Source organism: Sinorhizobium kostiense, from assembly GCF_017874595.1.
In the GTDB taxonomy this organism is placed as follows: domain Bacteria; phylum Pseudomonadota; class Alphaproteobacteria; order Rhizobiales; family Rhizobiaceae; genus Sinorhizobium; species Sinorhizobium kostiense.
In genome coordinates this window covers 517799-530311 of sequence record NZ_JAGILA010000002.1, presented here as the reverse complement: position 1 = coordinate 530311, position 12513 = coordinate 517799, and the positions used below count along the sequence as shown (strand labels likewise).

Below are 12513 nucleotides of genomic sequence, written 5' to 3'. Positions count from 1 at the left end.
GCGCGTGACTACCGAGCCATCATACACGAGCCGCCTCTGGCCGCGCCCTCGGGCGAATGGCGTTTAGGGCCGTAACTCGCCGCGACCGCAGCCGCGTTGTGATGGCGAGAGGGATTCGAACTGACAACCGGCCGCACATATGACCGTCACCGCCTGCAGGTCATGATTGGGTCGTTTGGCTGCTCTACCTGAGCTACTGCCACCACGCGATTATCGTGCCGGACATCGACGCACGGGAAATAGCCGGCGGAAGGGGGGAGAAGTGATGACCGGAGGAAATCAAACGCCAGGCTGTCAGAGAAGCGATATCCGCTCTCGGTCTCATTGTCCTGCGGCATGGAACGATTAGAATCAGCGCGGGAAGTCAAAAACATGGGTATAGCGGTGGTTGCGGCTCGTGAATAAAAGCGAAACCTGATAAATACAGCCATCGTCAACAACCGAGTGATTCGCCATTGTCGAATAGTTCTGCGAACTTCGTACAGGTTCCTGAAACAGCAAAGATCAACAAACCCATTTTTGATACATGCCCGGGCGATGAGGTTACTGAAGAAGTAAAGGCCGTCATCGACGCGGGATACGACCCTTGGCTTTGGCGTGGTCATAGCCACACGCCGCCGCCGAAGAATGGCACCCCTCCGAGCTATGTCGGTCGATTTTACCTTCAGAAGGCTCAGGTCGAATCCAAGAATTGGGCTCCGTGCCCTTGCTGTTCTCCTGATCACCGCAAGTTCGGGCGCGACGGCGGACTTATCGCCTACTTCCCCGACGAGAAAGTAATCCGGCTCATCGGTCCTGACTGCTTCGGCTCCCTAAACCATGAGGGTCACGAAAGCGCTATCGCAGACCTGAAACGGCGCGAGAGGGAAAAGAGCGAACTCGAATACATCCTGCGGTGCGTAGGCAAGATCGGCCAATGGCGCTCGGCGGTCGATGAAATGCTCAAGATCGCGAAGCAGGCCGACACCTTCTTCCCCGGCATCCAGAACCGTATCGAGGTCTCGTTGCAGGTCAAGCTCTGGCGCAACATCCGAGACGGCATGCTTCGCGTAACCGAGAAGCTCAAGACGGTGAAAGTAGGAGCCGACGGAGAGCCGGAGGAAGTCACTGAACACATCGACACCGTGCTTTTCCAGCTCGACGGCTATAGGGCGCTCAATCCGGAACGAAAAGCGCTAGCCCCGATCCTCGAGAAGCTGGCGGCCGAACTGCGTAAAGTCGGACATGTCACCGAGAGCAGCGTGCAGCTCATGCATCCCTTGGACCGCACGGCGCTCTCGAGGGAGCTCAGGCGCATTCTGACGTCGATGCAGAGTGTTCATGACTCCCTGGCGCACGAACTGAGGTTCCTGAATCAGATCAACGTCAACCGCTTCCGGCAATGGGCGGCCGATGAACGCTCTCCCGTCGACTTCGAGTTCGAGCGCAAGGAAGGGACGATCTCGATCCGCGGCCACAAAGAGTTCAACGGTCTTCCGATCCCGGAGGAACTGCGAACATCGCATTTGCCGTCGATCGACGCGCCTGCGGTCGAGATGCGCCGCCACTAGGTGCGTCTCTTAATCGTCCTTGGAAACGACGTGCGCATGGTAGGCGCACAGGCTGGGATACTCAGGACTGTAGTCCGTGACGTCCAGCTCCTCCCCGCAAATCGCGCACTCGGCCTCGATCTCGAAGTCGCAAAGCACACACTTCGCTATATCAACGATGAACGTCTCTCGTGTGCATTCCGGGCACGTGTCGATCGGGGAGCGGCCGCCGTCCTTGATTGCAAGATATCGGTCAGCTTCTGTGACGTCGATGATACCTGACTCCAGCATGTCCTCGGTCTCTGGTTCGTGACCGCAGTTCCGACAGATGAGGTGCATGTGCTGCGGATTGCGCTCGCCAGCGTCCTGCTGAGCGATGAGGTGCGATCCGCATTCAGGGCAATGCATGTCAGCCTTGGGAAATGGGACCTCGTCCGATTCCCATTCGATATTGTCGAAGGTCGCGAGGCATGCAGCCTGGACTTCGTCGAAGAATTCCTTGGTCTCAAGCAAGGCCTTCCAGCAATCGGGCGAAAATTTCGTTTGCGGATCGATGTCGAGGTAATCGCCCATCAGCGTTCGAATGAGCGGAAGCGTGCGGCCCAGCTGTTCCTTGACGACGTTCGGGTCGGCAGAGGAGTAAAGGTGTTCGATGTCATTGCGGTACGTCTGGATAGCGTTGAGCGGCCCCCAGTCAGGCGCGAGGCCTACGATCGCGAACCCATCCTGGATTCCTCGTACATCAATGGTTTTCCCGGTCTTTACGAGTGACCCGTCCTTCTGCCTTTTCATAACGAAGATCAGAGACCCGTCGCTGTTCGGCGACTCCTGCCAAAGCACTGCCTTCGCCAGCAACAGAAGGCCCGCATAGACGTTGCGGACGGAGGATACGAGGCGGCGATCCGATCCCTCTCGGAAATCTTCGATGCCGACCTCGATCGAAGCGATCGCGTTTGCGAGTATCTGGTCCATGTCACTTCCTTACCGGGAACTGCTGATACATGGGCTCGATAGCTGAGATGACCGGAAGATCGCGGTTGCGGGCGCACGCTGCACGAACCTCTCCGAGGATGACGTCCACCTTCATTGTCGAGAAATCGCGATATCCTTGGCCGTTTGCTTGGTTCGTCATATTTATGCCCGTCATAAAACCTGTAGCCCAGGCAAAGAGCTGGGATTGAAAAGGCTTGCTGTCCATGTGTGGCAGCACCTCCCGGCAGAGCACTGCCCCGAGGCCCGCAACGTTTTGCGCGGCGGCGGGACTGACGATGAACGCAACGATGACGACGGCGGCAAAGGTTCTCATTTGGCTCTCCTGCGCCGCCAATCTACACAATCCTATGTGGAAATCGAGCGCATTGACGCGCGACAAAAATAGGAACTAAACGTGAACATTGAAACACCGACGCGGCATCGATCTCACGAAGGGCGGATGCGGCCAGCCGATCTACGTCGGCGAAGCCACGGCGCGGATGGTACAGTGGGAATGCATTGGTGGCCGCTGCGCCCAGTGCGAGCGTGAAGCCTGGCTTGAACGCTGGGAACTCCAGCGAGGGCGATCCAGTATCATACTCAGTGAGATCGCTAAGCGCCTAAGTCGCCGCGGTTGCGGGAACACGACCGGAAACAAGGTCATTCTCGGCCGACTACCCTTGCCGCAATGCTCGACATTCTCGGTCCAAACGACCCCCAGACCCGCGATGATGGCGTCGAACTGGAATGAAGAAGCCCGCCGAGATGGCGGGCTTCTCGTTATCTCGCGATCCTGAACTCCTGTCCGGATTGCTCCTTCAGGAGCTTGGACCTCACTGTCCAGAGGACCCGCTCTTCCAGCGTCATCTCCCTCGGTGCGGGGACGGCAACCTGTTGGACAGGCTTGACGACGGGAACGCCGTGTACGCCATGGGGTTTTCCTTCGATGAACTTCCGCACAGCTCCGATCCCGGCTTGCGCCAACGCACGCAGCTCATTCTCATCCATGGTCAGCAGCGTCGCCCTGATATCCTTTTTCAGACCACCGAGATCGATCGTTGAGCGTGCCGACGGTAAGGCTCTGGCGTACTGTAGGACGGTACTCACGCCGTCGCGATCCAGGTCGTGCACAGCCGCCTGACGAGCGCGTGCCTCGTCGAACTCATCGAGCAACTGCGTGGCCGATACATCGGGCCTGTATTCTGGTTTGGGCATGCCGCCGCCGCTGGACCCGAAGATTACCGAAAACGGCCACCTAATGAGCTGTTCCGTCCAATTCAGGACTCCAAGCGCTCCACGCCATAGGCTGGCCAACGCATTTGCGATTGCTTTCATCATGTGATGTCTCCCTGTCTGTTGTTGCACGGAGATCGTTGTATCGGCGGCCGCAAGCTACAAACCGGCGGCGAGTTGCACCAGCTCCCGCCGGTCACAACATAGTAGTCAAGCCGACAAAGGAGCTGACTATGACACTGCCATTCGCACGCCGCCGACCGTTCGCCGATCTCGACATCCCTCGTCAGACTGCCGTCCCGCAACCGCGCCCCGAGGCGGGCGTCAAGAGCAGGATCGTGATCTTGAAACGCCGCGAAGACGGCACGGTGATCGAGAAGGCAGCACGCCCATCGTTTCTCTTCCGTGACCCGACGTCGCCGACTGAAAAATACAAGCTGCCGGCGGATTATTTTTGGCGAGGATCGCCCGAGCATCTCGCTCGCCGACAGGAACTGGGTCTCGATTAAAAAGAAAGCCCCGCGGAAAGGAAACCCCGGGGCCCAGCCAACATGTTTCAGCGATCGAGGCATTTGTCGGGAAACATCGATGCGGTGGATCGCTACATCGATAGTGTGATCAGCGGTCGCTCGGCACAAGTCCGCCGGCGGAAAATTACCTGACATCAATGAGGCGCTTAACAGCGGCCAGCTTCAAGCGGCAGTCTTCCCCGGCGTCGGCCAGTTTCACCATATACCGCCCGACGTCCTTCTGCGTGATCCATACGGTTCCAGCAACCGGCTCGTCGGCGCACGTCAGCAGGCTTTTGGGGACTTCAACCCGCCGTTCGACGATTTCCTTGACTGGGATGGCCTTGGTCGTAGCGCAGCCTGCCAAGAGCAGGAGCAGGCTGACGAGGAAGGCGGCGTTCAGCGCCTGGGTGGAAGTCTTGGTTTTCGAGGTCATGACGCCATCCGGAACACGAGTTCGGGACTGAGGCCGAGTGCCTCGGCGGTCTGTGCGAGACGTGTCATGCCGTAGAGGGTGCCGTTGCCATCGCGGAAGTCGCGGAGGACCACGACGTCCTCGGCCGCTGGGTCTTCCTCGAGCCTCGAGGCAATGGCGAGAGCGAGAGCTTCCTTCATCCGGTCGATTGCGGACTGCTGTAAGGCGATGCCCTGAGCGGTCTCCATGCTCCCATATCACGCCCTCCTCAGGAGATCGAGATGTAGTGGTAGCCGAAATCGCTCCAACCGAGGCTTCTGTGCCATCCTCGGATTGTGTCGATGCTGTAGTCCTTGCCTTCGGGGGTGGCGGTGCAGTGTACGGCGATAGTGTCGATGGGCGGCATGCGGCGGGTACTCTGTGAATGCCCGATTATTGTTCGGCCGGCGGACTTAAACCAGTGACCATTGCGCTGCTATTTTTTGGAGAGCGCTCCTGCGTTCTTCCCAAAATTACACTCGTAACACTCGGGCCGGATGTTCGAGATGTCGTTCGTGCCGCCGTGGTAGACTGGTACAATATGGCCCTTCGTCCAAACAGACTTGTACCTCGGATCAGGACGCGGAGGGATATCCGCCCAGGCTCTCCCGCACTCGACGCAGGCTGGCGTTGCTGCAAGCAACGCTAGCCACTCCTTGGATGTATGCGATCCACCGTTAGCCTTGACTCGTGCGCTACGAATCTTTCCCCGAGCATTGCGACAGTCCATGCATCTGTCCCACGCATTGAATCGTGTGCTGCCGCACTTGGTGCAGACTTTTTGCGCTGTGTGTCCTGTCATTTTCCTGATGCCGAGAGGTTGGTGATCGCATAAGTCCGACTTTGTCCCCTGAAGTGGATCAGCCGACTTCGCGGATTTCCGGAACATCTATCGCAGAACCAGGCTCTACGTGCACAAATTGGGCGTCGTTGAATCCTTTGAGCCTCTTGATCGATACCTTGGACACATCAAACTCTCCCTGTGTTCGTGTCTGACATCAATGATGTGTCCGCCGGCCGACCGGCGCAAATCCGCCGACACCATTTCGCCTCGACAATGTTGACAGATACCTAAGTGTTGTGATTACTTGATTTTGCAAATCGTAAACATACGGAGATAACAATGAAGTTCGATACAGTCGCTGACTACCTCGAGGCTTACAGGAGCGACGCATACAATCTCGGCATCTTACCGATCCCGCTAGTCGCCGAATATCTGGACCGGTCTGCACCGGCCGTCACGGCAATGCTCAAGGCTGGCAGTCTTGCCGAAATCACGATCGGCAAAAACCGCTTCGTGCAAACGGCGAGTGTTCTCGAGAAGGATGACGCCGAGGCAAAGGACGTCGCGGAGGTTCGCGAATATCTCATGGATATGATCGCCCGGGGTGAGACGGCGACCTTCTACGAACCGATCATGACGGCCATCGGCCTAACCACTTCGACACCCGCGCACCGCACTCGTATCGGTGCGATCCTCGACAAGATTTCGCGAGATTCGCACGAGGAAAAAGGTGTTGTCTTATCGGTCCTAGTCCATCGCAAATCAGCCGGGACGACACGGCCTGGTCCAGGCTTCTGGGGCATGGTCGAGAGCGAAGGGCTTTTCGATCCCGTGGAGCAGGACAAAGACGACTTCGTCAAGCAGCACACGAAGCTGGTACTAAAAAAGTACGGAAAGAAATGAGGCGCAAATGAAGACCCGCTGTCGTCGCGAGGCAGTGGGTCTTGGTGACTATCGGTGTGCAGGTTGTGATTGTATGCCGAAAAACTGCCCGTTACAAAATGGTCGGCCGATTTATCGCCTGGGGGATGTATTTTGACACTGACTGCAGATGATCTGAAAACCGAATACCTGAAACTGCTCGACGAGGAACACAACGAGCAAGTTTATCAAAAATACCTCGAGCAGCACACGCGCTTGATCCCGAGAGAGTTCGTGCAGAACCATGGCATCGGCTGTGATCTCGTTCTACGAAAACTTTCGTTCGGTAGCGATTACAAATCCGACTTCTTCTATTTCTCGAAAAGCTCGGACGACTGGAACGCCGTACACATCGAGATCGAAAAGCCGTCCTCCAAGTATTTCAAGGGCAGCACGAATGAGTTCGATCCTGGCTTTCTGCATGCGATTCAGCAGATAAACGACTGGAGGGCGTGGTTCGCGCGCGACAACCAGAAAGGGTTCCTGAACTCGTTGGCGGCCATCCAGGTGCCGATGCACATGGCAATCAGGAATCCCACCTTCAACAAGTACGTACTCGTTTATGGACGCCGTGATGAATACAGCGGAAGCGACATTCGGCGCTCAAAAATCCAGTCGTTGGAGACGGATGACTTTAAGATCATCTCATTCGACAGTTTGGCTGAAGGCTTGAAGAGCAAAGACGAACTGAGCATCGCGATCAGGCACAACGAATACATCGATATCGTGACCGACGAAATCACGAACTCAGAAATGTACGGCTGGATCGACCCCACTCAGTTCCGTGTCAGCGCTGCGCTCCACGACAAACTCAAGAATGGTCCACCTTCCAGAACATATCGCGGTTTTAAAAGCGGCGTTCCGATCGAAGCTCATCAGTACGCGGCCGAGAACATAAGAATTCGACGCGACTAAGACGTCGTCGAAGGTGCCGAGGCCTGATCCATGTTCGAGCCGATCCCCGTAACCGACGAATGCAAGCAAACCATTGTGGGCCTTGCCGTCTTCGGCTTCGCGTTCTGGCTGACTCACTCGATGTTCGGCAAGCTCGGTGCCGAGCTCGAGCGTGTCTGCGAGATCATCGAGCGCACCGGCGACCAATGCCGCACCGGGCCCGACCTGACCTTGCTGTTTTGGATCGCGGTGATCGGCTGCGTCTTCCTGGGCTATCTCGGGTATCGGTTTTCGAACTTCATGTTTCGGCCGAAATAAAAGGCCCCGCCGGCTAGTGCGAGTTCTGGATTTTCGGGATCGGGGCAACTCCAGGAGTCTTTGCAGGCTCTCATGGAGGCGGCTCGCCTCATAGTTGCTATCCCGCTTCTGGAGCGATATGGCTGATGATTGGGCAAGTCTAGTGTCCTGGGGGACTGAATGTCGTGGGAGATCACCATTGTAGCCGGCGTCATTGTCGCCATCCTCGTCCTGTTCCTAAAGAGCAAGGGCTCCGCGAAAACTGAGGATACGGCTCCCAATGAAACGAGCCGTCGTCTGCTTGCGAATTTTGTGGATCAGAACAGACGAAGAATCGCGGGGATGTCGGACGACGAGAAGGTCGATATCGAGAGCAAGCTTGCCGCTCGATCCTGACTACCGCAAAAAGGCGGGATCGGTCGCGTAAAGACGTCTTGCGCACTTCGACGCCCAGCAGCGAATTGACGTATGCCTTGTCGAACGAGAAGGAGACCGCGCTCTCGCGGCCGACGCGGAGGCTGAAACTGACGACCGCGTCCTCGAAGACCGTGAACGGCTCGAAATCGAGCCTCATCTCTGATCTGCGGATGCCATACGTTGTACGCGTCTCCCAGACCGCCGCTACCGACAGTGCTCGTGAACCCGCTGATCTCGATCGACGAGCCATCCAGCGACGAGTTGCCAAGGTAGGCAATCCCGATGACGTCAGGAATGTCTACCTTGATCTTTGTCTGGTGGGGCGGATCGTATTTCCAGTAGGTCGTCGCCGTCGCGCCGGAACCCGCGAGTGCATGGCGCAGAACCGCCGAATACTCCTTGTACGTGGATATCACCCCGTTAGCTGATGGAAGGACAGCATCGACAATCGCCCTATCGATCACGACATGCGTGGTTTGCCCAGGGAAATACGGCGGGTCGATGGGGTCTGCTGGATTGTCGGCGTCTACTGTGACGTCGAACGAAATTTCGTCGCCGACGCCGAAAGCGAGCGGGCCGGTGAAGGTGAAATCGATATAGAAGGGGGCCGAGCCCCTTTTGTTGCCGTCGCTATAGGTACTCATCCAGTCGGTAGAAACCGGGGGAAAGCGCAGGCCGCCGAGTGTTCCGAGGTCTCGGGGATCGGCCTGAAGCAGCCCCCCGCCCGTACTGTTGAAGAGCGCCACTCGTGACAGATTGACATCCATCGTCTTGACGGAAACGCCGCCTGCCGTGTCCCGTACGAAGGAGGAGACGGTCGAAGCCCTGTTGAGGGTCTTGTCGTACATGTCGGCGATGTCGGTGCTCAGCCAGTTGACCCCGCTGAAGCTCGCGGATGTCGCTATGCTCTGGACCTGCTGCTTCAATTGATCGAGATCGCCCTGAACCTTGGCTTTGTCGACGCCGTCCTCTTCGGCCGCCACCAGCTTCGCCTTGAACTCCTTCAGAACATCGATGACCGAATTCAGACCGGCGTACGCCACGTCCACCTTCGCAGCACCAAGGCCGAGGGCGTCAGAGACCGCAGAAATCGCCACGTTGTCCGAGCGCATCGTCGTCGAAATGGACCAATAGGCGGCGTTGTCGGCGGCGACAGCTACACGCAGTCCGGAGCTGACCCGGCCTTGGGTGTCGGCCAAGCTGGTGTTGATCGACCGCAATGTCCGTAGGGCGGTCAGCGCGGAGGATCTGTTAACGAAGAAAAACGCAGGCAAATCAACTGAAAGTGGCTGGCAACACAATGGGGACGGATATTCTATTGCTGCGTTAGCCGTTCATTTAACAGGTATTTTCATCACAGCAGGTCTGGGGGGCAGGGGAGCCCAGATGCTCGTTAACACTCCGATCGTCTTATCGCGTAGGTTGACTTGAAAATACAACTATCCCGCGTCATATGTGTGGGTCAGCAACTTTGTTAACGGAGGACGGCTATGTCTCGCTTTGGAAATCCCGCTTACTCGGCGGCAATGGGCAACGCCGCAGGCATGGCAGTTCTGGCCGCCGGCGCGGTAGGGCTGGCAAACGCTATTGGCGATGGCCTCGCCGCTGCTGCAGAAGCCCGCTACAATGTCCGCTACGAGGACGCCCTAAGCCGCGCAGTCGCGCATGCCGACGAGATGGAAGCGATGGCACGCGAGGCAATGCGCCTGCTCGCCAAACTGGAAGCGGAGAATGCCCGCCTGTATGCTGCCTGCAAGCAACGTCAGGAAGTCATTGACCTCCTAAAGAAAGGGCGCGCGTGATGTCAGATATCACAGATGAGCAGTGGCAGCGCATCCGAGAGCACTACGGCGACCTGGCGTATGAGCATCCGGAAATGCATCGGATGATGTTGGAAATCCTCAACATGCGAGCCCCGGATGCCGCCATTGCCGAAAGCGACCCAAAATCTCCGCGCGGATGACCATGGGATGAGCCGAAGATGCCCGACATCGACGAGTTTGAGAAAGCCATCCGCGCGCTGAATGGCTGACCAGCTCGTGGCATTCAGCAAGTCAAGAGCTGAGAAGGGGGCATTGCTCAGCGACCTCAAGGCGCTCCACCTCGAAAACATCGCTGCTGCTGGACGCACGAGAGCGCGGCTCGACAACATTGCCGACTCGATGCGATCCGCAACGCTCTCACATCGACAGCTTGAAATCGCTTGACTGCTGAGATTTCAGCAGCTTCGAGCGGACTTTCCACAGCACCCTTTCGTCCGCGGTCATTTCAGCCGTCAGCGCGGTGTCGGCCGGGATTGGGCGGACAATCGGGACGCCGTGGATTCCGTGCTCACGAACCTCGAGGAATTCCCTGACGGCTCCGATCGACGCATTTGCAAGCGCCTGCAACTCGTTGTCGTCCATCGTCAACAGCGTCGCCCGGACATCCCTCCGTAGTCCACCCAAATCGATTGTCGGACGAGCTGATGGCTTTGCCCTAGCGTACTTGATGACAGTGTCGACGCCATCGCGGTCAAGCTTATGGACGGCAGCCTGGCGAGCGCGGGCGGCCTCGAATTCGTCGAGGAGTTGAACGCCGCTCGTCTGCGGTTCGAAATGTGGATTTGGACGATCGCCGCCACCACTGCCGAAGATCACGCTGAAGGGCCAGCGGATTATCTGTTCCGCGAAATTCAGCGACCAGAGCGCACCCTTCCAGAGTCCCGAAACGGCCGCCGCCAACGCGCGTGCTATTGCTCTCAACATGCAATCTCTCTGTTATGTAGTGAGATCATGTCTCCGGCGGCGGAAAGCGACAAATCAGTCGGCAGGGCTTGCACGAGGTCTCCATAACCAAGGCTGTGGCTACCGCCGATGGCTCGCATTTCGAGCTGACGCCGAGCGTGGTCACTGATTGCCGAGGCAGTGGAGGGACTGCTCGACAGGGCAAGCCACGGGTCGGACGGACGTCTGACTGATCGGCGACCCGCCGTAAGGGGGCAGGACCGTCTGCGGCGGACCGCCCGCAGCTCGGGACTTGTGGACGAATGTTCAAAAGACACGGAGCGTCGGCCCAATGTCATACCGTTACCCTTCGACGACTCACTCCTTTGTCTCCAAAACTTGCCTCTAAACTTCGATTGTCCTTCCGGGATTTCACCAATAAGAGGAAACTCTCAGATGCAAGAGACCTGACACATCTCGCACTCAACTGATGGGAGACCCCGTCCGGCATTTAGAAGGTTAAGTTACAAGTGATCACGAGAGCCAACAAGAAGCTTGAAGTTCTTCGCGATTCTCCCTAAACCGATGATTGCATATCAAATTGCAAATCAACAAATTTGCTGAACGACGAGAAAAATGCCAACTTACAAATACTTCACTTGGGCGTTCGCCTTCACGGCCGTAGGCCTCGCGCTCGGAGCATGGCTCGGTTGGAACACGACGGGAACCCTCGCGGGTGCCGCCCAGGTGTTCTTCATCTGCGCGGTGCTGGGCGTTCTCGAAATCTCGTTGTCGTTCGACAATGCCATCGTCAACGCCAACAAGCTCAAGGACATGACGCCCAAGTGGCAGCATCGCTTCCTAACCTGGGGTATCGTCATCGCCGTCTTCGGCATGCGCATCGTCTTCCCGCTCGCCATCGTCGCCATCGCGGCCAACATAGGTCCTATCGCAGCGCTGACGCTCGCGATCAATGAGCCCGCCGAGTATTCGCGCATCATGAACGAGGCCCATCTCAGCATCGCGGCCTTCGGCGGCACGTTCCTCCTGATGGTCGGACTGTCTTTCTTCTTCGACGAGGAGAAGGAGGTACATTGGGTTCACTGGATCGAAAGCAATCTCGCCCGCGTGGCTGGCATCAAGGGCGTCGAAATCCTGTTCGTGCTGCTGCTGATCGTCGCTTTCTCGCACTTCCTGCCTGCCGCAGATGTCAGCACCTTCGTCTGGTCCGCTATCTACGGCCTGATCACCTTCCTCCTCGTTGAAGTGATCGGAAGCGTACTCGACGCCTCCGAGGAGGCCCTCGAAGGCGCTGCCAAGGGTGGTCTCGGCGCATTCCTCTACCTTGAGGTCCTGGACGCCAGCTTCTCCTTCGATGGCGTGATCGGGGCTTTCGCCCTGTCCCAGAACCTGTTCGTCATCGCTATCGGCCTCGGCATCGGTGCCATGTACGTCCGCTCCATGACCATCATGCTGGTCGAGAAGGGTACGCTCGCAGAGTACCGCTACCTCGAACACGGCGCGTTCTGGGCGATTCTGATCCTCGCGGTCATCATGTACGTCCAGACCATGGTCCACATTCCGGAAGTGGTCACGGGTCTCTTCGGCGCTGGCCTGATTGGCATCTCACTGTGGTCCTCCATCCGCTGGAACAGGGCGAACCCCGAAATCGAAGGGGAACCCGCAGAAGCCGCGGCAGAATAAGTCGCGCCAAATGAAGATAAGGGTCTCCGGCGCAAGCCGAGGGCCCTTTTGTTTGGTGACCCAGCCTTGAATGACGCGGCTGCGGCTTCCCAGT

Annotated in this window: 17 protein-coding genes; 8 read left to right on the top strand and 9 right to left on the bottom strand. The window is 57.6% G+C overall.

Features of this window, described 5'->3' with window-relative positions:
* Positions 1-455 precede the first annotated feature (455 nt).
* A complete protein-coding gene (locus J2Z31_RS09065) occupies positions 456-1550 on the top strand; it encodes a hypothetical protein (RefSeq protein WP_209601570.1) in 1095 nt (364 codons plus the stop codon).
* Between the two features lie 9 nt (positions 1551-1559).
* Here the strand turns inward: J2Z31_RS09065 and J2Z31_RS09060 are convergent, their stop codons facing one another.
* From J2Z31_RS09060 to J2Z31_RS09050, 3 genes are all read right to left on the bottom strand, one after another.
* Positions 1560-2501, bottom strand: a complete 942-nt coding sequence (locus J2Z31_RS09060; RefSeq protein WP_209601569.1) for a hypothetical protein — start codon at positions 2499-2501, stop codon at positions 1560-1562.
* A gap of 1 nt (position 2502) precedes the next feature.
* The gene (locus J2Z31_RS09055; RefSeq protein WP_209601568.1) at positions 2503-2856 is read right to left on the bottom strand and encodes a hypothetical protein; all 354 of its coding nucleotides are present in this window, start codon (positions 2854-2856) and stop codon (positions 2503-2505) included.
* Between the two features lie 425 nt (positions 2857-3281).
* The gene (locus tag J2Z31_RS09050; RefSeq protein ID WP_209601567.1) at positions 3282-3839 is read right to left on the bottom strand and encodes a hypothetical protein; all 558 of its coding nucleotides are present in this window, start codon (positions 3837-3839) and stop codon (positions 3282-3284) included.
* A 128-nt stretch (positions 3840-3967) separates the two neighbouring features.
* Here J2Z31_RS09050 and J2Z31_RS09045 point away from each other — a divergent pair, with 128 nt between their 5' ends.
* Entirely contained in the window at positions 3968-4243 is a 276-nt protein-coding gene (locus tag J2Z31_RS09045; protein WP_209601566.1) for a hypothetical protein, read from the top strand.
* A 145-nt stretch (positions 4244-4388) separates the two neighbouring features.
* Here the strand turns inward: J2Z31_RS09045 and lysC are convergent, their stop codons facing one another.
* From lysC to J2Z31_RS29930, 4 genes are all read right to left on the bottom strand, one after another.
* On the bottom strand, positions 4389-4679 hold the full coding sequence (lysC, locus tag J2Z31_RS09040) for an Rz1-like lysis system protein LysC (protein ID WP_209601565.1): 291 nt from the start codon (positions 4677-4679) through the stop codon (positions 4389-4391).
* On the bottom strand, positions 4676-4906 hold the full coding sequence (locus tag J2Z31_RS09035; RefSeq protein ID WP_209601564.1) for a hypothetical protein: 231 nt from the start codon (positions 4904-4906) through the stop codon (positions 4676-4678). The genes lysC and J2Z31_RS09035 overlap by 4 nt, the downstream gene beginning before the upstream one ends.
* A 20-nt stretch (positions 4907-4926) precedes the next feature.
* Entirely contained in the window at positions 4927-5064 is a 138-nt protein-coding gene (locus J2Z31_RS09030) for a peptidoglycan recognition protein family protein (RefSeq protein WP_209601563.1), read from the bottom strand.
* 69 nt (positions 5065-5133) lie between these two features.
* Positions 5134-5427, bottom strand: a complete 294-nt coding sequence (locus tag J2Z31_RS29930; protein ID WP_408022022.1) for an HNH endonuclease — start codon at positions 5425-5427, stop codon at positions 5134-5136.
* 393 nt (positions 5428-5820) lie between these two features.
* Here J2Z31_RS29930 and J2Z31_RS09020 point away from each other — a divergent pair, with 393 nt between their 5' ends.
* The 3 genes from J2Z31_RS09020 (at position 5821) to J2Z31_RS09010 (ending at position 7614) form a co-directional block, all read left to right on the top strand.
* Positions 5821-6384 (top strand): hypothetical protein, encoded by a 564-nt coding sequence (locus J2Z31_RS09020; RefSeq protein WP_209601561.1) that lies wholly within the window; start codon positions 5821-5823, stop codon positions 6382-6384.
* A 69-nt stretch (positions 6385-6453) separates the two neighbouring features.
* Positions 6454-7317: a Shedu anti-phage system protein SduA domain-containing protein gene (locus J2Z31_RS09015; protein WP_209601560.1), complete on the top strand. Its 864-nt coding sequence runs from the start codon at positions 6454-6456 to the stop codon at positions 7315-7317.
* A 30-nt stretch (positions 7318-7347) separates the two neighbouring features.
* On the top strand, positions 7348-7614 hold the full coding sequence (locus J2Z31_RS09010; protein WP_209601559.1) for a hypothetical protein: 267 nt from the start codon (positions 7348-7350) through the stop codon (positions 7612-7614).
* Between the two features lie 296 nt (positions 7615-7910).
* On the opposite strand, the gene J2Z31_RS09005 is transcribed toward J2Z31_RS09010, so the two are convergent.
* The gene (locus J2Z31_RS09005; protein WP_209601558.1) at positions 7911-9284 is read right to left on the bottom strand and encodes a flagellin N-terminal helical domain-containing protein; all 1374 of its coding nucleotides are present in this window, start codon (positions 9282-9284) and stop codon (positions 7911-7913) included.
* 270 nt (positions 9285-9554) lie between these two features.
* Between J2Z31_RS09005 and J2Z31_RS09000 the strand changes: the two genes are divergently transcribed.
* Together J2Z31_RS09000 and J2Z31_RS08995 are read left to right on the top strand one after the other, a co-directional pair.
* Positions 9555-9812, top strand: a complete 258-nt coding sequence (locus J2Z31_RS09000) for a hypothetical protein (protein WP_234939345.1) — start codon at positions 9555-9557, stop codon at positions 9810-9812.
* Entirely contained in the window at positions 9812-9973 is a 162-nt protein-coding gene (locus J2Z31_RS08995; protein ID WP_209601556.1) for a hypothetical protein, read from the top strand. The genes J2Z31_RS09000 and J2Z31_RS08995 overlap by 1 nt, the downstream gene beginning before the upstream one ends.
* Positions 9974-10190: 217 nt before the next feature.
* Here J2Z31_RS08995 and J2Z31_RS08990 read toward each other — a convergent pair whose 3' ends face one another.
* Positions 10191-10757 carry a hypothetical protein gene (locus J2Z31_RS08990; RefSeq protein WP_209601555.1) on the bottom strand — a complete coding sequence of 189 codons (567 nt, stop codon included), beginning with the start codon at positions 10755-10757 and terminating at the stop codon, positions 10191-10193.
* A 594-nt stretch (positions 10758-11351) separates the two neighbouring features.
* Between J2Z31_RS08990 and J2Z31_RS08985 the strand changes: the two genes are divergently transcribed.
* Positions 11352-12419: a DUF475 domain-containing protein gene (locus J2Z31_RS08985; protein WP_209601554.1), complete on the top strand. Its 1068-nt coding sequence runs from the start codon at positions 11352-11354 to the stop codon at positions 12417-12419.
* Positions 12420-12513 lie beyond the last annotated feature (94 nt).